Below are 16,666 nucleotides of genomic sequence, written 5' to 3' on the forward strand. Positions count from 1 at the left end.
CTGCACTGGTCACACTTCCGTAGACACAGCCAGGCCCGAGCCCGCCGCTCCCACTACAAACGTCGAGGCCACAACCCCCAGATGCGGTTGCAGTACTAGCACATGTGGGTGTGGATCTGGGTGTCCGGGCGTACGCCGCTGGTGGAGAGCCGGAACGCCTCCGTGGCCCATGCCAGGTACTTCGGGCGGTCGGCGGCGCGCAGCGGCAGGGTCTCGCGCCGGGCGGGCTCGTCCACCTGGATCACCGAAGTCCCGCCGCCTCCAGGCCGTTCACCTCCTCGCGCAGGGCGAGGGCGACCTGGCGGGCGGTGTCGGCGAGGGGCTGGTCGTCACGGACGAACGACCGGACGAGCATGGTGACCGGGCCGGTGAGCATGCCCTTGACACGCCGGTCGGACAAGGACTGCGCGTACGTCGTCCAGCGCACCGTCATCGGCTCCGGACGGGAGATGTCGCCGGCCGGGATCGCGGCCGATCATGTCCATCATTCGGATGGCGAGCCGGGACAGGCGGCCGGCCTTGATCGGTATGGGATCCGGTGCGCGCCCTCGGCCCCCACGCGCCCCGCGTACTCCGCGAGCCCCTGCGCGGTCTCTCCCGCCCAGCCCACGTAACCGTCCGGGCGGATCAGGAACACCCCCGCGCCGTACCCCTTGTGCGCCGAGTCCCCGTCCGTCGTCAGCAGGGTCCAGTGCGGTCCCCGGAAGGCGTCGAACAGCCGGATCCCGCCCACCGTCCCGTCCGGCGCGCGGTCGCCCGCCCGCACCGGGCCCGGGGACCGGCGGGTCTCCTCGGTGAGGGAGGAGGTCCGGTACCCGAGGCCGAGTTGGCGGGTCGCCCCGCCGCGGCGGGTCTCGCCGCGGTGAACGCTCGTCGACAGCGCGAGCATGTCGGCCGCGATCGGGCGCCGTTCCTCCTCGTAGGTGTCGAGGAGGGAGTCGGGTACACCGTCGCGCAGCACGGCGCCCAGCTTCCAGCCCAGGTTGCAGGCGTCCTGCACGCCGGTGTTGAGGCCCTGGCCGCCGGCCGGCGAGTGGATGTGTGCGGCGTCCCCGGCGAGGAAGACCCGGCCCGTGCGGAAGCGGTCCGCGAGGGCCGCCCGCGGGCGGAAGTCCGAGGCCCACCGCACCTCGGTCACGTCCTCCGGGGCGAGATGCGAACGGGCGGCGACGACCTTGCGTACCCCGTCGAGGGACAGGTCCACCGCGGTGCCTTCCGGGAACCCGGCCACGACCTGGAAGTCCTCCGTACCCGCGAGCGGGCAGATCGCCATGAAGCCGTCACCCTCCGCACTGGTCGGGAAGATGTGCCAATTGTCGCGGTCCAGACCGGTGATGCGGACGTCCGCCACCAGCATCGGGCTCGGATCGACCGTCTCGCCGGTCATGCCGATGCCGAGCGCCCGGCGCACCGTCGAGCGGCCTCCGTCGGCGGCCACCACGTACCTTGCCGTCGGAGCGGCGCCGGAGGCGAAGCGCACGGTCACGCCTTCCTCGTTCTGAGCGAGGCCGACGACCTCCCGGCCGAAGTCGACCCGCCCGCCCAACTCCTCCAGCCGTGCCAGCAGGATCCGCTGGGTGCGCCACTGCGGCACCATCCACCCTTCCGCGTACGGCGAGTCCTCGGTCGCCTCCACCAGGTCGAACATCCGGTGTTCGCCCGTCCGCCGCCCGTTCTGCCAGATCATCCCGACCGGGTAGGTGCCGCCGGCCGCGCGGATCGCGTCCAGGACGCCGAGGTCGTCGAAGACTTCCAGGGTGCGCGGCTGGATCCCCTTGCCCCGCGAGCCGGGAAACAGTCCGTCGGCCCGCTCGACGACGAGCGCGTCCACCCCGCGCCGGGCCAGATCGATACCGAGGGTCAGTCCGCTGGGGCCCGCGCCCACGATCAGTACGTCCACCTGTGCGGTCATGCGCCGATACTCCTTAACGCCGTTAAGTGCGGTCTGTCACGACGATGGACTTAACGCCGTTAAGCTGTCAAGCGTGAACTCGGAACAACGCGTGCCTCTCGACCGCAAGCGGGTCGCGGACGCCGCCCTGACCCTCCTGAACGAGGTGGGCCTGGCGGGCCTGACGCTGAGCGCCATCGGCCGCGAGCTGGGCGTCAAGGCACCGGCCCTGTACTGGCACTTCAAGGACAAGCAGGCCCTGCTCGACGAGATGGCCACGGAGATGTACCGCCGGATGGTCGCCGGGACCCCCCTCGACCCCGCGGACACCTGGCAGGAACGGCTGCGCAAGTCCAATCACGGTCTGCGCGAGGCGCTGCGCGGCTACCGCGACGGCGCGAAGGTCTTCAGCGGCTCACGCTTCACCGGCATGGAGCACGCCGAGCAGATGGAGGACAACCTGCGCCTGTTCACGGCCGCCGGCTTCACGCTCGCCCAGGCGGTGCGCGCGACCACGACCACGTATCTCTACACGCTCGGCTTCGTCACCGAGGAGCAGGGCGTCGAGCCGCTGCCCGACGAGCGGCGCGAGGGCTTCGACATCGGCGAACGCGCCCGGATGATGGCCGACTTCCCGCTGTCCGCCGCCGCGGGCACCGAGATCTTCGCGGACTACGAGCAGCACTTCGCGGAGGGACTGGAACTCGCGATCGCCGGTATCGCCACGCGGTACGGAATCGGCTGAGGACGGCCCGTCGGGCGGTGGGTCGCCGGCGGCGCGGCCACGTGCGGGCCGTGGCCCGCGAGATGTCCGGTCCCGACCTCCGCAGTTCGCGACGTGGCCGTGGCCGTGGCCGTGGGCGCCGCGGCGGACCTGCCGACCCGGCCGGGGCGCGAGACCATGGTGGCGTGAGGCAGCGGTCTCGGCCGGGAACGCGGGGGCGAGGCGAGAGGAGGCGTCGACGGTGGAGTCTGCCGAAGCCTTCATGGATGGCGGGGACGAGCCGGTCACGCCGTCCGGTGGCCTGCTGGACCTGCTGAGCGTCTCGGCGGTGGTGCTGGACGGGCGGGGGCGCGTGGTCTTCTGGAGCCCGCAGGCGCAGCAGATCTTCGGCTACACCGCCCGGGAGGCCCTGGGCCGGCACGCCGCCCGGCTGATGGTCGACGACCGGCACCGGAACCTCGTCACCGCGCTGTTCGCCCAGGTGATGACGGAGGGCACGGGGTGGGCGGGTACCTTCCCCGTCCGCCACAAGGACGGCAGTTCTCGCCTGGTGGAGTTCCGCAACATGCGACTGGAAGGCGAGCACGGGGACTACTACGTGTTGAGCATCGCCGCCGACCGGGACGTCCTGCGGAACATGGAACGCGACCTCGCGCTCTCCGCCCGGCTGGTCTCACAGTCCCCGGTCGGGCTGGGCATCCTGGACCCCGACCTGCGGTACCTGGTGGTCAATCCCGCGCTGGAGCGCATGAACGGCCGGCCCGCCGACCTGCAGATCGGCCGAACCGTCCGCGAGGTGCTGGACTTCATGGACGCCATCTGGGTCGAGACCGCGATGCGCCGCGTACTGGACAGCGGCGACCCGCTGCTGAACCAGCTCATCCTCGCCCCCACCCCCTCGGACCCGGGCCACGAGCACGCGTGGTCGGTCTCGTACTACCGGCTCGAGGACAGTGTGGGGCAGGTACTCGGAGTCGCGGTCCAACTCGTGGACGTCACCCAGCAGCACCGCGCGTCCGCCGAGGCCGCCGCCGCCCGGCAGCGCCTCGCCCTGATCGCCGATGCCTCGGCGCGCATCGGCACGACCCTCGATCCGGGTACCACCGCCGACGAACTCGCCCGCGTCTGCGTGCCGGAAGTGGCGGACCTCGCCGCAGTCGTTCTCGTGGACGCCTTACTCAAGGGCGGCGACCGCGACCGGGTACCGGACGGACCGGTGGCCATGCGCACCATGGCCACCGTCGCCCACCCGGCCCCGGACGTCTCCCTCCCCGTCGGGAACGTCGCCCGGTACGCGCGCCATCAGATGATCACCCGGTGTGTCACCACCGGCCGCCCGGTCTTCGCCTCCCCCGTCACCGGCCGGGACCTCGTCCACCTCGCCCCGGCCCACGCTGCCGCCGCCCTCGCCGCGATCGACGCACACTCCTGCCTGGCCGTCCCGCTCGTCGCCCACGGCCGCGTACTCGGTGCGCTTGGCCTCGCCCGCGGCCGCAACTCACTGCCGTTCGGCGACGACGACGCCACCCTGGCCCTCGAACTGGCCTCCCGCGCGGCCGTCAGCATCGAACACGCCCGCTGGTACCAGAACCAGCGCCGGACCGCCGAGAACTTCCAGCGCAGCCTCCTGCCCCGGAAACCGTCGCAGCGGCCGGGCCTGGACATCGCCTGCCGCTACCAGCCCGCCTCGACCATCTGCGGGATCGGTGGCGACTGGTACGACGCGATCGCGCTGTCCGACGACAGGACCGCCCTGGTCATCGGCGACGTGATGGGCAGCGGCAGCGGCGCCGCCACCACCATGGGCCAGCTGCGTACGGCGACCCGGACCCTGGCCGCGCTCGACCTGGACCCCGCCGCGGTCCTGTGGCACCTCGACCGCATCGCCGGCGAGCTTGATCAGCGGTTCGCCACCTGCACGTACGCCGTGTACGACCCGCGCCGCGCCTGCTGCCACGTCGCCATGGCCGGCCATCTGCCGCCGGTGCTGATGCCGGCCGGCGGTGGTCCGCGGCTCCTCGATCTCCCGACCGGAGCACCGCTCGGCGTGGGAAGCGTCCCCTTCGAGACCACCCGGCTGCGGATCGAGCCCGGGGACGGGCTGCTGCTCTACACCGACGGGCTCGTCGAAACCCGCAGCCACTCCCTCGACGCTCAACTGGCCACGCTGCTGCGGCTCCTCGCGAGACCACCGGGTCCCCTGGAAGAGACCTGCGACCACCTGCTGGACGCCTTGCGCAGCCCCGACGAACCCGACGACGTCGCCCTGCTCCTCACCCGCGCCGATCAGATAGGGCACCCAGACGAAAGGCCCTAAGCCGTTCCGGGGGTGTCAGTCGTTCCGAGGGCTTCGCGCAGGAACGTGACGGCTTGGTCGATGGCCGCTCGGGCGGCCTTGGACTGGCTGAGCGAGTTGAGCATCATGAAGTCGTGCACCGTGCCGTCGTAGCGCACCGTGGTGACCGGCACGCCGGCGGCGCGCAGCTTGGCGGCGTACGCCTCGCCCTCGTCGCGCAGCACATCGGCCTCGTCGACGACCAGCAGCGCGGGCGGCAGGTCGGCGAGCTGCTCGGGGGTGGCCCGGTTCGGGGACGCGGTGATCTCCGCGCGCTGTTCCGGGTCGGTGGTGTAGGCGTCCCAGAACCACTCCATCAGCTTGCGGCTGAGGTAGTAGCCGGTGGCGAACTGGTCGTAGGAGTCGGTGTCCATCGCCGCGTCCGTGACCGGGTAGTACATCGACTGGTGCACGAACCTGACGTCGCCGCGCTCCTTGGCCATCAGGGCGAGTGCCGCGGTCATGTTCCCGCCGACCGACTCGCCGGCCACCGCCATGCGTCGGGCGTCCAGCCCCATGGACTCTCCCTCACGCGTGATCCACTGCGCCGTGGCGTAGCCCTGTTCGATGGCCACGGGGTAGCGCGCCTCCGGGGAGGGCGTGTACTCCACGAAGGCCACGGCGGTACGGGCGCCGACCGCCAGCTCCCGCACCAGCCGGTCGTGGGTGCCGGCGTTGCCCAGCACCCAGCCGCCGCCGTGCATGTACACCACGACGGGCAGCGTCCCGGTGACGCCCTGCGGCTTGACGATGCGCACCCGTACGTCGCCCACCGTGGCCGGTACGGTGATCCACTCCTCGTCGACCGGCAGTTTGTCGATCGGCGCGGCCTGAAGGTCGTCGAGGACCCTGCGTGCTTGGGCGGGTTCCATCTCGTACAGGAAGGGGTGCTTCGAGGTCGCGTCGGCGAGTTCCTGCGCCGGGCGCTCCAGGACGATTGAGGCGGACTTCGCAGCCATGGCAATGCTCCTTGGCGATGCTGGGAAGCGCATGCGGAGACACGCATGCCGAGCGGCGTAGGGCGCCCGGCCGGCAAGCGCCGGTGTCACTGAACGTCCGGGCCCTGGGAAATGAGTCCTTGTCCAAGGTTCAAGGCCCTCGTTCAAGCCCTACGAGCCGATGTGCCCATCGTAGGCGCACCTCGCCAGAACGGTGCCCCGGACTTCCCTGAGCGTCCCCGTTTTCCTCGTCTGTGCAGGTCAGCTGGTAGGGGGTGTCAGGCCCTGGCAGCGTGCGTGGTGATCGACCGTCCCTGGGAGGAGTACGCATGAGCGAGGGCCTGGCCCCCGCGCTGTCCGGTGTCGACCTGGCCCGGTGGTCCTGCAGGTCGCTCGGGCTGCAGCGAAGACCCGGCCGGCCGACGCGGCAGGAGGCGGTGCCAGCACCCGGTGCGTGACGCCGTCGCAGCGCACCAGTGGTCGTGATCCGATCACGTTCGCCGCGGTGATCGACAACCTGGTGACCGAGCGGGCCTGGCAGGCCCCGGCCGCGGCCGGCAGCGCCATCGACCGGTGGGCGGACGTCGCGCCCGAGCCGGCCAGGCACGTCGCGGCCGTCGGCTACGACGCCGACTCCGGCCAGCTTGGTCTTCCGGGGAGAGTGGGCCCACCAGCCGCCGCTCGTCGAGGACGCGCTCGGCGAGCAGATGCTCGCCCTCCTCAACCAACCGGATGCGGCCTGCACCGTTACTGACAAACTCGCCGATGCGGTGATCTTGCGCTCGATGCGGCGCAGCCACATCTCATGCCAGACCCGAGGGTGCGCAGTCTTTCCAGATCAGGCGGCAGATTATCGAACATATTTGTGATGTGACTGAGCGCGTTGGCTGGCCCGTCCGGCCAAGTAGGTGCTCTGATCCGATGGTGCCGGCGAGCGGTCAGCCGCCGTGGAGACCCCACTCGTCGAGACCACCGTAAACGTGAGCCTCAAGGCATTGCGGGGCGTCAAGGCCGACGACCTTGCCCCGGTAGAGGGCAATGAGCGAGTCCTGGGCGTCGATCCCGAAGGCGCCCTCGGGACCGATCATGAATCCGTAAGCCATGGACACCTGGCAGTTCCCCTATCGGCAGGAACGGCTCGATCAACTTCCACTGCTCATCGCTCAGTTGCCTGCGCGCCACGATCGTCTTCCTACCGGATCTGCCTCCCAGACAGACCCGGACCGGCAAGACTGATCACAACATCACACAGACACCAGGAGCGTGGGTCAGTAAACAACTCCTGGAATGCCGCGCCTCGTGGTGAAGTGCGGCTGCCGAGCGCTGCTCTTGAAAAGGCGTGGCTGCCGGGCAGTCGTGATGCGACAATCAGTCCGCAACTTGATCCACATCCGCGTCCCGGAGGTCCGCATGGACGTCGCCTCGCTGCTGCCGATGACCACGTCCCGGTTGTCGCTGCGTCTGTTCACTCCCGGCGACGCCGACGACCTGTACGCCTACCAGAGCCTGCCGAGCGTGGCGCGTTACTTGTACCGGCCGGCGCACACGCGTGAGCGCAGCGAGCAGGTTGCCGCCGAGCGCGCGGCGCAGACGGCCTGGCGCGCCGACGGGGACAAGCTGGCGCTCGCTGTCTGCCGACGCGATGAGCCCGGCGTCCTTGGCGAGGTGAGCCTCACCCTGGCCGATGCCCGCGCCGCCCAGGCCGAGATCGGCTGGACTCTCGACCCAGGTCACCAGGGGCACGGCTACGCGGCCGAGGCGGCCGCGGCGCTGGCCGGGTTTGCCTTCGACACGCTGGGCGTGCACCGGCTCTACGCACGGCTGGATGTGGAGAACACCGGGTCTGTGCGGGTCTGTGAGCGCCTCGGGATGCGCCGGGAGGCGCACCTGGTCGAGAACGACCTCGACGGGGATCGCTGGGGCAGCGAGTACATCTACGCGGCGCTGTCCGCGGATCTTGGCAGTCGATCAGGCGATTGAGCCCGACGCCGCCTCCTGTTCGTGATCTTCCATATGGGAGAATCCTGGTATGTCTGGTGGGCATGGCCTGTTCGAGGTGGATCCGGCGGCGGTGGTGAAGTCGGAGATCGCGCCGACGGTGGCGGTGAAGAAGACCTTCCGGGCGTTCGTCCCCGATCAGATGCTGATGCTGCCGCCGTCCTGGATGAGTGGCTGCCCGAGGGGCATCTGGCCCGATTTGTGGCCGAACTGGTCGACGAGGTGCTCGACCTGGGCCCGATCCTGGCGTCCTACACCGAGAAGCGCGGGTTCCCGCCGTATGACCCGCGGTTGATGGTCCGGCTGCTGATCTACGGGTACACCACCGGGGTGCGCTCGTCGCGGGCGATCGAGCGCAAGTGCACCGATGATGTGGCCTTCCGCTATCCGGCTGCGGAGGCGGGGCCGGACTACCGGTCGATATCCCGGTTCAGGGCCCGGCACCTGGACGCCCTGGCCGGGATCTTCACCCAGTCGCTGCGCCTGGCGCAGCGACTGGGCATGGTCAAGATGGGGCGGGTCGCACTCGATGGCACGAAACTGCAGGCCAACGCCTCCGAGCACAAGGCGATGAGCTACAACCGGCTGGTGGAGAAGGAAGAACGCCTCGAAGCCGAGATCGCCGGCCTCGAGGCGGCGGCCGCCGGCCTGCTGGCCGATGCCGAGGCTCTCGATGCCGCCGAGGACGAGCGGTTCGGGCCCGACGGCAAGGACACAGACCTGCCCGCGAACTCGACCGCAGGGAAAAGCGCCTGGCCAGGTTGCAGACCGCCCGCGCGCAGATCGAGGCCGAGGCCGCCGAGAAGGCCCGCAAGCACGCCGAGAACAAGGAGCGGCGACGCCAAAAGCGTGCCGGGACCGACGAACCCGAGGCGGTGGCCGAAATCGGCGACCTGGCGGCCGAAACCGCGCGGCCGAAGGACAAGGCGCAGGCCAACTTCACCGACCCCGAATCGCGCATCATGAAGAACGGGGCCGGCGCGTTCATCCAGGCCTACAACGCCCAGGCCGTGGTGGACGACGCGCACCAGATCATCACCGCCGCCGACGTCACGACCAACCCCGCCGACGCACTCAACTACACCGGCATGCTCGACCAATCCGCCGCGAACACCGGAATCCACGCACGTCAGGCGCTCCTCGACGCGGGCTACTGCTCCGAGGCGAACCTTCAGGCCGCAGCCGAGCGCAAGGAAGAACACGACACCGACACCTTCATGGCCACCGGCCGCCTGTCCCACGACGAACGCGTCAGCCCCGCCCCGCGCGGACGCATCCCGGCCGACGCCACGGCGCGCGAGCGCATGGCCCGCACACTGCACACCAAACCCGGACGCGCCGCCTACGCCCAACGCAAAGCCATCGTCGAACCCGTCTTCGGGCAGATCATGACCTGCCAAGACGGCCGCAGATTCCTGCTACGCGGCGAAGCAGGCGCCCGCGCCGAATGGCGGCTACTCGCCGCATGCCACAACCTGCGAAAGGTCTTCGGGCAGGTCGGAACCCCCGGACTGGCCGCGGCCCGAGCCTGAGCGCCCAGGCGGCAGCATCACCCTCCACAGCAACCACACCCCGCACCCGCCCCGACACCGCCGACAAACCCCAGACCGCCAGAGATCCGACCACCAACCCTCGACGGCTTGCTCGTTACCGACCCACGCTCCTAGGAAAGGAAACCCCGGCCCCGGGGCAAGGGTTGACTCAGGGGGCGGGTCCGGCAGGCTCCCGATGTCCGGCACGTCGTGGTCGACGACGCTCGGAGCATGTCTCGCCACAAGTCCCGAAGCGCAGCGTCGGACGGGGGAAGCCCGTCCGGCGCCATCCGTCGCGTGTTCCGCTGGAAGCGCCTTGTCGTCGTGCTCGGTTCGCTGATCACCGTGCTTGCCGTGGCCATCGGTGCTCTGTTCGCCTGGTTGTGGACCGATGCCAAGGTCAGCACGGTGGGCAAGGCCTCATTCGACAACGCCCTGGCGATACCGCCCCTGGCCGAGTCGATCGTCGAGAAGGACGGCACCCGGGTCTTCGACCTGCGCATGCAGGGGGGAGCAACGGAGTTCCAGGACGGGGTGAAGACCCCGACCTGGGGGTTCAACGGCTCCTATCTCGGACCGACACTGCGGGCAGAGCGCGGCGAGAAGGTGCGCGTGCGGATCAGGAACAACCTGGAGGAGGCCTCCTCCGTACACTGGCACGGTATGCATCTGCCGGCGCGCATGGACGGCGGCCCGCACCAGATGATCGGGGCAGGGGCCACCTGGACGCCGCACTGGACGGTCGATCAGCCAGCGGCGACGCTCTGGTACCACCCGCATCCGCACGGCCGGACCGAGGAACACGTCCGGCGGGGTCTGGCCGGCCTGTTCCTCCTCGACGACGAGAAGTCGGCGCGCCTGCCCCTGCCGAAGCGGTACGGCGTCGACGACCTGCCGGTCGTCGTGCAGGACGTCCGCTTCGACGGCTCACGGCTGTCCGGGGACCGTGGGCTGATGCAGAGCGTGGGCTTCCTGGGGGACCGGACCATGGTCAACGGCACGCTGCGCCCGTATCGGCAGGTGCACGACGAGCTGATCCGGCTGCGGCTGCTCAACGCCTCCACCGCCCGCACCTACGCCTTCGGTTTCCCGGACGATCGTCACTTCTCACTTATAGGCACGGACGGCGGGCTGCTGGAACGGCCTGCCGTCATGGACCGGGTGCAGTTGTCGCCCGGTGAGCGCGCCGAGATCGTCGTGCGGGTCGGAGCGGGTGAGCGGGTGATGCTCCAGAGCTTCGCACAGGGCAACTACGGGGACTCCTGGCAGCGGCGGTTCGGCGGAGGCGACGACTCCTTCGACGTACTTGAGCTGCGGGTGGCCCAGCGGCTGCGGCCGTCGCCGGAACTGCCGGCCGAACTCACCAGTTTGGAGCTGCCCCACGAGGAAGCGGCCGTGCGTGGGCGGCACTTCGACCTGAAGCGGTCTGGGATCAACGGCAGGGCCATGGACATGGGACGCATCGACGAGACGGTCACCCGCGGGACGACGGAGGTCTGGACGATACGCAACACGAACGGCATGCCGCACAACTTCCATGTGCACGACGTGCAGTTCCGCGTGGTGGAGGTGAACGGATCCGCTCCACCGCTCGCCCTGCGCGGGCCGAAGGACACGGTGTTCGTCCCGCACGACACCACGATGAAGCTGGCGCTGAGCTTCACGGCGCCGGCCGATCCGGACACTCCGTACATGTACCACTGCCATTTGCTGTACCACGAGGACGAAGGAATGATGGGCCAGTTCGTGGTGGTGGAGAAGGGTGGGTCGGCCGGGACCCCACCGAGACATACGCGTCACGGGCGTGGGCACGAGGGCGATTGAACCGGGCGTGCTCCCGTACGCCGCGCGGGGCGGCGAGCTTCCACTCCGGGTAACTAATGTCTGTGTGATGTTGTGATCAGTCTTGCCAGTCCGGGTCTGTCTGGGAGGCGGATCCGGTAGGGAGACGATCGTGGCGCGCAGGCAACTGAGGTGGGGAATTACGTGATGCTGATCATGGAGATCGTGCGGAATTTTATGTCCGCTCAGACATACTCGCCACCATGTCCCCGAACAGGCAAGGTCGGCTGAGGTAACGAAGCACAACTAGTCACCGCGGAGTCGGCGGCAGTTGGCACGTCAATCACGGGGATTAGGCCATAAGTGGACATACTGGCTGGCGCTCGCTACGGTCGAATTAGAGACGCCACAACTGCGAGTAGTAGTCGGTCCGCAGGGAAGTTGGCGTCGGAAGCCGGAATCCACCGGCCTCATGGTGCCAGAGAGTATAGATGCCGCTCCCTGATCAGCAACCGTACGAAGGATGTGCTTGGCCAGGTCGAGGCACCATGTGTCGTACCGCTTCAAGGAAGAGGCTGACTATGCGCGCGAAGCGAACCGTCGCACTCGTGGCGAGCCCCCTCGTCGCAGCCGTGGCCCTGGCGTTCTCGCCCGCAGCCATGGCACAGGGCTCGGCCAACACCACCCACGCCGCGCCGGTGTCTGTGACTCAGGCCCCGAAGCCGCCCCTGGGGGCGAAGGAGGGCAATCGCGATGGACGGATAGCCGGGCAGGCCGACGGCCCAGACTGCGCATACAAGCAGTCCTGGGCGCCGAAGACGAAGAACTCGAAGTACATGCAGGCTTACACGGCCGCTTACGAAAGGAACTACGACAAGCTTTGCACTGAGGAGGAGTAGAATAGGGACTTCGCGAAGTCCGGCAGGATGTGCCGGATGTCCCAAGCCTCAAAGACCAGGCTCCGCCGCTCGGCTGGCGGAGCCTGCCGCGTGAGCGCGGGCTCTCCTAACTGACTTGCACACGCACGTAGATAGCCGGGCGCACTTCCTGGGCGGGCCAGCAGGGATGGCACTGCCCGCGTGTGGTCGCCGTTGCGAGCCGTTCCCACACGTTGCGGACGTTGTGTGCTCCAACCGAGCGCGCACACGGAGCGCACGCCAATCGTCGTGTTCGTGGCGAATGCAGCGGCCATGTTCGGGACGTCGTCGATACGAACCGGGGCAGTGATCTGCTTCGGTGTGCCAAGGCTTTGAAGCAAGAGCATCGTCGTACCGGGGAGCACGGGGGTGTCAGGCCAAATAACTGTCCCGTCCTGGTCGACGAAACCGAGATTCCAAGTTCCACCTTCGGAGACAAGGCCGGTCCGGCTCGACGAACACCGCATCGTCGAATCCGGCGAGGTGGGCGTCACGCCGAATCCGAAGCTGCGAGTGGAGGCCAATGTGCTTCACTGCCGCGCTGTCGCGAGTGAAGGTCTAGGACTTGGCGGTAAGCGGTGGCGGGGCATGGCACCCGCCGGCCGCAAGTTCACCAGAACGTGAGGGTCCTTGGCGTCGACGTCGACATCTGGTCCATCCGCAAGCGCGCGGGCCGCCCGAAGCCGTGGGAACTGCGGTGGCGGGTAGGCGAGCGACGCAGATCGTCACGGACTGCGTGCGCGTCCCACTTCGCCCGCTCCAGCAGATGCTGCATCCCATCCGGTGTGGCCTCACCGGCCCACTCCGCGATCGTCCAGCAGTTCTTCCGCGGCAGGTCCGCCAGCAGCCCTCGGACGAACTTCCCCACCCGACGGCGGGGTTCGGCACGCGCGAACCGTCCGGCTATGCGCGCATCAGCCCTGCGAAGTCATCGTCCCAACGGCCAGGGTCCACGCTGTGACCAGCGGCCACCGCCTGATCTTCAGTCTTCACACACCGATGATCATCGGTGGCCGCACCCGTCTCCGACCGCACGCCAGACCTCCCCCGACCTCGCCTACGGCTCCGACATCGCCGACATCGGCCTGCCCATCCCGGCGGTGGCCATCGCAGCGATCTGGCACGAGGGTCCGCTCTTGCCGGGCCTCGGCCCGACCCACCAGGTATCGCTCTTCATCTCGATCGTGGTGGGCACGCTGACGATCATCCCCGGCCGCGCGACGCTCTAGCAGGGCTGCCTCCATCTGGTGCTGTTCGCGGCGCACTTGGTGCTGGCGGTCACCCCCTAGCGGCACCGGCTCCCGCCCCGGGGGACCTGCCGCCCAGCCCCGGAATCAGCACCGCCGCCACCGCCAGGTGCATCAGAGCGAGGGAGACCCGGGTGCCGCCGTCCATGCTGTCGCCGATGAACGGCAGGAAGGACACGGCCAGTACGGCGCCGGCCACCCCGGTCCAGATGGTGCGGGCGCGCCGCGCCCCGAACCGCTCCAGGGCGGCCAGCAGTCCCCAGCCGGAGAGCGACGCGAGCAGTGCGACGACCGCCACGGGCACGGCGCTGATGTCGAGTGTCTGCTCGCTGTCGGCGATCTGCAGCCGGTGCCCCAGCAGTGGGTCCGCGACCAGCCACACCAGGACGGGGGCCAGGACGGTCAGGGCCGTAACCCCCAGGCGCTTTCTCCGCGCGCTCATTTGGCGCCCCCCGAGAGCGCCCCGTGCAGGAAGACCTCCACCAGCTCCTGCGGGGTCAGGTCGGGCTCGTCCTCCGTACGCGGCTGGGTGAAGAGCAGCCCGAAGAAAAGGGCCGCGATCTGTTCCGGCGACCGGCGCAGGGCGGCCTTGTCGGGCTCCAGCAGCTCCGCGAGGGCCGCGCGGATACGGGTCGTCGACTCGTCGCGGCCCGCGCCGCGCACCGTGCCGGGGTGCTTGCCGCCGCGATGCCCCAGCGAGCCGGCGATCGCGCCCATCCTGGACATGTGCGCCTGCAGCGCCTCGGCCGCCTCCGCGAGCCGGTCGGGCAGCGGCTGGGATACGTCGATCGCGTCGAGCTCGCGGACCGCGTGCTCGGGGGAGAGCGCCTCGACCATGCAGGCCTGCAGCAGCTCGTCCTTGTCGGCGAAGACCCGGAAGATCGTGCCCTCGCCGATGCCCGCGGCGCGGGCGATCTTCGCGGTCGTCACCGCGGCGCCGTACTCGGCGATCAGCGGGATCGCGGTCTGGATGATCATTTCGCGGCGCTGCTCCGGCGACATGGCGGGGGCGCGGCGGCGGGTGGTCTGGTTCTCCTTAGGTGCTGTCATGACCGCGAGAGTACGGAGTGAGGGCTCACTCCGTCAATGAGTGAGTCCTCACTCCGCTCACATTTCCCGTACTCGGCTGCTTGTCGGTGGCAGCCCGCCAAGATCCACAACTACGGCTGGAGTATTAACGAAATGGGGTGGCAAGTGCACTCCTGGAAGAGCGACGATCTCCCGGTACTCGCCGATGAAGGGGCAGCTATGGGCGACATCGCTCCGAGGGAGCTCATCTTGATGAGGCTCGTTGAAAACGGCCACGCGTAGCGCCGCCGTAGACGCGGGGCCGTACGGGCACCGCCGACGACTGCGGCACGCTCGTGGCCTTCCTGGCGTCCAATGACGCGCGCTGGATCACCGGGGGCACCATCCCCGTCTCCGGCGGCATGCGCTGACGCCACGCGGTCTTCGCCGCTGACCCGAAACCGGCCGGAGCCGCTTCTCAAGGTCAGCGTGGGCTGGGTGCCGCCGGGGGCCCACAGATGGATGTTCCTGCCGTCGCCGATCAGGCGCATGCCGATCTGGCGGTCGTGGGGGCCTTCGAGGTTGACGATGCCGCCGGTGATCAGCTCGTCGACCTGCCAGGTGTCGGCGCCGAGGTAGCGGGTGAGGGTTTCGGCGGTGGTGTGGAGGGCTGAGGGGGCGAGTTGCACATCGTGCGCCCATCGATCGCGGCAAAAGGCGGTGGGTGTGGGGCGGATGCGCTGCGCGGCTCGGCTGCCGGTGCGCGCGTGCTCGTGTGAGCCCTGTGCGCGCCCCCGCCCGGGCGGTAAGACTGCCTGCCGACGGGCAGGGAGCCTCGGCACTGCCCACCGCCTTCGTCCGGCGTCCCAGGAAGGCAGGTCGGTCGCTGTGCTGTTGCGTCTGCCCACGTCCGTGTCCGAAGCACGGAAGTGCCTGGCCGAGGGCGCCGTCCCGATCGGCGGGGCGACCCTTGTCTGGGCCACCTGGCAGCGCGACGGATTCCCCGAACTGGCCATGTCCCTGCGCGAATTGCCGGAGGCCAACGTCGTGGGGCGGCGGACCCTGGGCGGCGCCGTGGTCCTGAACCGGATCGACGAGCGGGTTCCCGACGTGCTGCGGCTGGCGGCCGCCACGGTGGGCACCGGGGCAGTGCGGAGGACGGCGACGGTCGGCGGCAACCTCGTCGGCAGCACGTTGCGCTGCCTGCTGCCCGCCGCGCTCGTCCTGGACGCCCGGGCCATGGTGCTGGAGCCCGAGGGCGTCCGTGAGGCGGATCTGTCCGAGGTGGTGGCCAAGCGGCCCGTCCTGCTCAGCCTCCGTTGGCGCGAGCCGGTCGCCTGTGCCTACCGCAAGCTGGATGGCGAGGCCGGCGGACCGCCGCCCCTCGTGGTCGCCTCGGCGGTGCACGCCGACGACGAGGGCGACCGGCTGCGGGTCGCCGTCCGCGACGGCTATGAGGTGCTCAGCGGAAGTGCCCTGCGCGTCACCGACGTGGAAGAGGTTCTGAGCGGGTTGCGCGCGACGGCCCTCGGTGAGCTGCCCGCCGCCTCGTGGGAAGTCGTCCGCTCACAGATCGCCGGCCTTCTGGGCGGGCGCGGCGCGCGCTGAGTGACTGAGTAGGCGGCCCGCCGCCCGGCCCCGGCCGTCCGGCGGGGGTGCGCCGGACGTCCACGTCCATTCCCGCGCCGGACGGCCACGTCCACTCCCGGGGCGGACGGGCCTGGTGCCTCACCGTCTCCTTCTCCTACCGCGCTTTCACCGCACCCTGTCGCCGCGCCCTGTCGTCGGGCTCGCCTGCTGATGTTCATAGGTGGCTCGACGCACGTCAGATACCCCCATGGGGTATCGATTCAAGAGGGATGAGCGCTTGCGTCGAATACGGGTGGGGGGTATACATGTATCCATGCCAGGTACCCCCCTGGGGTATCCGATGAGACGAGGAGGAAACGATGTCCGGCTGCTGCACGCCCGAGGGAAGCTGCCACACCGACGCCCGGATCAAGACCGTCTACAAGGTGGACGGGGTCGGCAGCGCCCACTGCCAGGGCGTCGTCGCCAAGGCCGTGGGCGCGCTCGACGACGTCATCGCCGTCGAGGTCGAGATCGGCACGGGACTCGTCACGGTGACGACCCCCGCCGCCCCTGACGCGGCGTTCGAGTCGCTGTTCGCCGAGACCGTGGACGAGGCCGGCTACGACTACGCCGGCCGCGCCGACACCTGACCGCACGTCACCGGGCGGGGGCGTCCCAGCCGCCGCCCCCGCCCCACCCGCCATCCACACCCGCCGTGATCG

At 69.7% G+C, this 16,666-nt stretch carries 14 protein-coding genes and 5 pseudogenes; 11 read left to right on the forward strand and 8 right to left on the reverse strand.

Annotation, left to right across the window (positions count from 1 at the left end):
• Positions 1-12: 12 nt before the first annotated feature.
• Both ABZ818_RS28435 and ABZ818_RS28440 read right to left on the reverse strand, forming a co-directional pair.
• Positions 13-460, reverse strand: a pseudogene (locus tag ABZ818_RS28435) (5-methyltetrahydropteroyltriglutamate--homocysteine S-methyltransferase); the annotation flags it as partial.
• A gap of 24 nt (positions 461-484) precedes the next feature.
• Positions 485-1,912 carry an FAD-dependent oxidoreductase gene (locus tag ABZ818_RS28440; protein WP_361420480.1) on the reverse strand — a complete coding sequence of 476 codons (1,428 nt, stop codon included), beginning with the start codon at positions 1,910-1,912 and terminating at the stop codon, positions 485-487.
• A 73-nt stretch (positions 1,913-1,985) separates the two neighbouring features.
• On the opposite strand from ABZ818_RS28440, the gene ABZ818_RS28445 reads away from it, so the two are divergent.
• On the forward strand, positions 1,986-2,636 hold the full coding sequence (locus ABZ818_RS28445) for a TetR/AcrR family transcriptional regulator C-terminal domain-containing protein (RefSeq protein ID WP_361420483.1): 651 nt from the start codon (positions 1,986-1,988) through the stop codon (positions 2,634-2,636).
• Between the two features lie 220 nt (positions 2,637-2,856).
• Positions 2,857-4,932: a SpoIIE family protein phosphatase gene (locus ABZ818_RS28450; RefSeq protein WP_361420486.1), complete on the forward strand. Its 2,076-nt coding sequence runs from the start codon at positions 2,857-2,859 to the stop codon at positions 4,930-4,932.
• On the opposite strand, the gene ABZ818_RS28455 is transcribed toward ABZ818_RS28450, so the two are convergent.
• Entirely contained in the window at positions 4,929-5,909 is a 981-nt protein-coding gene (locus ABZ818_RS28455) for an alpha/beta hydrolase (protein WP_361420489.1), read from the reverse strand. The two genes, ABZ818_RS28450 and ABZ818_RS28455, sit on opposite strands and share 4 nt — an antisense overlap.
• A 917-nt stretch (positions 5,910-6,826) precedes the next feature.
• Positions 6,827-7,009 (reverse strand): annotated as a pseudogene (locus ABZ818_RS28460) (hypothetical protein); the annotation flags it as partial.
• Positions 7,010-7,298: 289 nt separating this feature from the next.
• On the opposite strand from ABZ818_RS28460, the gene ABZ818_RS28465 reads away from it, so the two are divergent.
• From ABZ818_RS28465 to ABZ818_RS28480, 4 genes and pseudogenes are all read left to right on the forward strand, one after another.
• Entirely contained in the window at positions 7,299-7,868 is a 570-nt protein-coding gene (locus ABZ818_RS28465; RefSeq protein WP_361420492.1) for a GNAT family N-acetyltransferase, read from the forward strand.
• Between the two features lie 76 nt (positions 7,869-7,944).
• Positions 7,945-9,418, forward strand: a pseudogene (locus ABZ818_RS28470) (IS1182 family transposase).
• Positions 9,419-9,715: 297 nt separating this feature from the next.
• The gene (locus ABZ818_RS28475) at positions 9,716-11,242 is read left to right on the forward strand and encodes a multicopper oxidase domain-containing protein (protein WP_361420495.1); all 1,527 of its coding nucleotides are present in this window, start codon (positions 9,716-9,718) and stop codon (positions 11,240-11,242) included.
• A 539-nt stretch (positions 11,243-11,781) separates the two neighbouring features.
• Positions 11,782-12,099, forward strand: coding sequence for a hypothetical protein (locus ABZ818_RS28480; protein WP_361420498.1), 318 nt, complete (start codon positions 11,782-11,784; stop codon positions 12,097-12,099).
• Here the strand turns inward: ABZ818_RS28480 and ABZ818_RS28485 are convergent.
• Both ABZ818_RS28485 and ABZ818_RS28490 read right to left on the reverse strand, forming a co-directional pair.
• Positions 12,069-12,584, reverse strand: a complete 516-nt coding sequence (locus ABZ818_RS28485; protein ID WP_361420630.1) for an aminotransferase class IV — start codon at positions 12,582-12,584, stop codon at positions 12,069-12,071. The genes ABZ818_RS28480 and ABZ818_RS28485 overlap by 31 nt on opposite strands.
• A 248-nt stretch (positions 12,585-12,832) precedes the next feature.
• Positions 12,833-13,024, reverse strand: a pseudogene (locus tag ABZ818_RS28490) (transposase); the annotation flags it as partial.
• Here ABZ818_RS28490 and ABZ818_RS28495 point away from each other — a divergent pair.
• Positions 13,023-13,346, forward strand: coding sequence for a hypothetical protein (locus ABZ818_RS28495; protein ID WP_361420501.1), 324 nt, complete (start codon positions 13,023-13,025; stop codon positions 13,344-13,346). The pseudogene ABZ818_RS28490 and the gene ABZ818_RS28495 overlap by 2 nt on opposite strands.
• A 49-nt stretch (positions 13,347-13,395) precedes the next feature.
• On the opposite strand, the gene ABZ818_RS28500 is transcribed toward ABZ818_RS28495, so the two are convergent.
• A complete protein-coding gene (locus ABZ818_RS28500; protein WP_361420505.1) occupies positions 13,396-13,806 on the reverse strand; it encodes a DUF6069 family protein in 411 nt (136 codons plus the stop codon).
• Complete coding sequence (locus ABZ818_RS28505) at positions 13,803-14,414, reverse strand: TetR/AcrR family transcriptional regulator (RefSeq protein ID WP_361420508.1); 612 nt, start codon at positions 14,412-14,414, stop codon at positions 13,803-13,805. The genes ABZ818_RS28500 and ABZ818_RS28505 overlap by 4 nt, the downstream gene beginning before the upstream one ends.
• Before the next feature lie 290 nt (positions 14,415-14,704).
• On the opposite strand from ABZ818_RS28505, the pseudogene ABZ818_RS28510 reads away from it, so the two are divergent.
• The 4 genes and pseudogenes from ABZ818_RS28510 to ABZ818_RS28525 form a co-directional block, all read left to right on the forward strand.
• A pseudogene (locus ABZ818_RS28510) lies at positions 14,705-14,803 on the forward strand (SDR family oxidoreductase); the annotation flags it as partial.
• Positions 14,804-14,890: 87 nt separating this feature from the next.
• Complete coding sequence (locus ABZ818_RS28515; RefSeq protein ID WP_361420511.1) at positions 14,891-15,046, forward strand: hypothetical protein; 156 nt, start codon at positions 14,891-14,893, stop codon at positions 15,044-15,046.
• A 214-nt stretch (positions 15,047-15,260) separates the two neighbouring features.
• Positions 15,261-15,980, forward strand: a complete 720-nt coding sequence (locus ABZ818_RS28520) for an FAD binding domain-containing protein (RefSeq protein ID WP_361420514.1) — start codon at positions 15,261-15,263, stop codon at positions 15,978-15,980.
• A gap of 341 nt (positions 15,981-16,321) precedes the next feature.
• Positions 16,322-16,594 carry a heavy-metal-associated domain-containing protein gene (locus tag ABZ818_RS28525; RefSeq protein WP_361420517.1) on the forward strand — a complete coding sequence of 91 codons (273 nt, stop codon included), beginning with the start codon at positions 16,322-16,324 and terminating at the stop codon, positions 16,592-16,594.
• Positions 16,595-16,666: the final 72 nt, after the last annotated feature.

The sequence above is a fragment of the Streptomyces sp. NPDC047453 genome (assembly GCF_040643155.1).
Taxonomy (GTDB): Bacteria; Actinomycetota; Actinomycetes; order Streptomycetales; family Streptomycetaceae; genus Streptomyces.

Coding starts and splice junctions, on each gene's coding strand:
- ABZ818_RS28500 (WP_361420505.1), bottom strand. CDS start 13,806: ATGAGCGCGCGGAGAAAGCGCCTGGGGGTTACGGCCCTGACCGTCCTG.
- ABZ818_RS28495 (WP_361420501.1), top strand. CDS start 13,023: ATGCGCGCATCAGCCCTGCGAAGTCATCGTCCCAACGGCCAGGGTCCA.
- ABZ818_RS28515 (WP_361420511.1), top strand. CDS start 14,891: ATGGATGTTCCTGCCGTCGCCGATCAGGCGCATGCCGATCTGGCGGTC.
- ABZ818_RS28480 (WP_361420498.1), top strand. CDS start 11,782: ATGCGCGCGAAGCGAACCGTCGCACTCGTGGCGAGCCCCCTCGTCGCA.
- ABZ818_RS28455 (WP_361420489.1), bottom strand. CDS start 5,909: ATGGCTGCGAAGTCCGCCTCAATCGTCCTGGAGCGCCCGGCGCAGGAA.
- ABZ818_RS28465 (WP_361420492.1), top strand. CDS start 7,299: ATGGACGTCGCCTCGCTGCTGCCGATGACCACGTCCCGGTTGTCGCTG.
- ABZ818_RS28440 (WP_361420480.1), bottom strand. CDS start 1,912: ATGACCGCACAGGTGGACGTACTGATCGTGGGCGCGGGCCCCAGCGGA.
- ABZ818_RS28525 (WP_361420517.1), top strand. CDS start 16,322: ATGTCCGGCTGCTGCACGCCCGAGGGAAGCTGCCACACCGACGCCCGG.
- ABZ818_RS28485 (WP_361420630.1), bottom strand. CDS start 12,584: ATGCGGTGTTCGTCGAGCCGGACCGGCCTTGTCTCCGAAGGTGGAACT.
- ABZ818_RS28505 (WP_361420508.1), bottom strand. CDS start 14,414: ATGACAGCACCTAAGGAGAACCAGACCACCCGCCGCCGCGCCCCCGCC.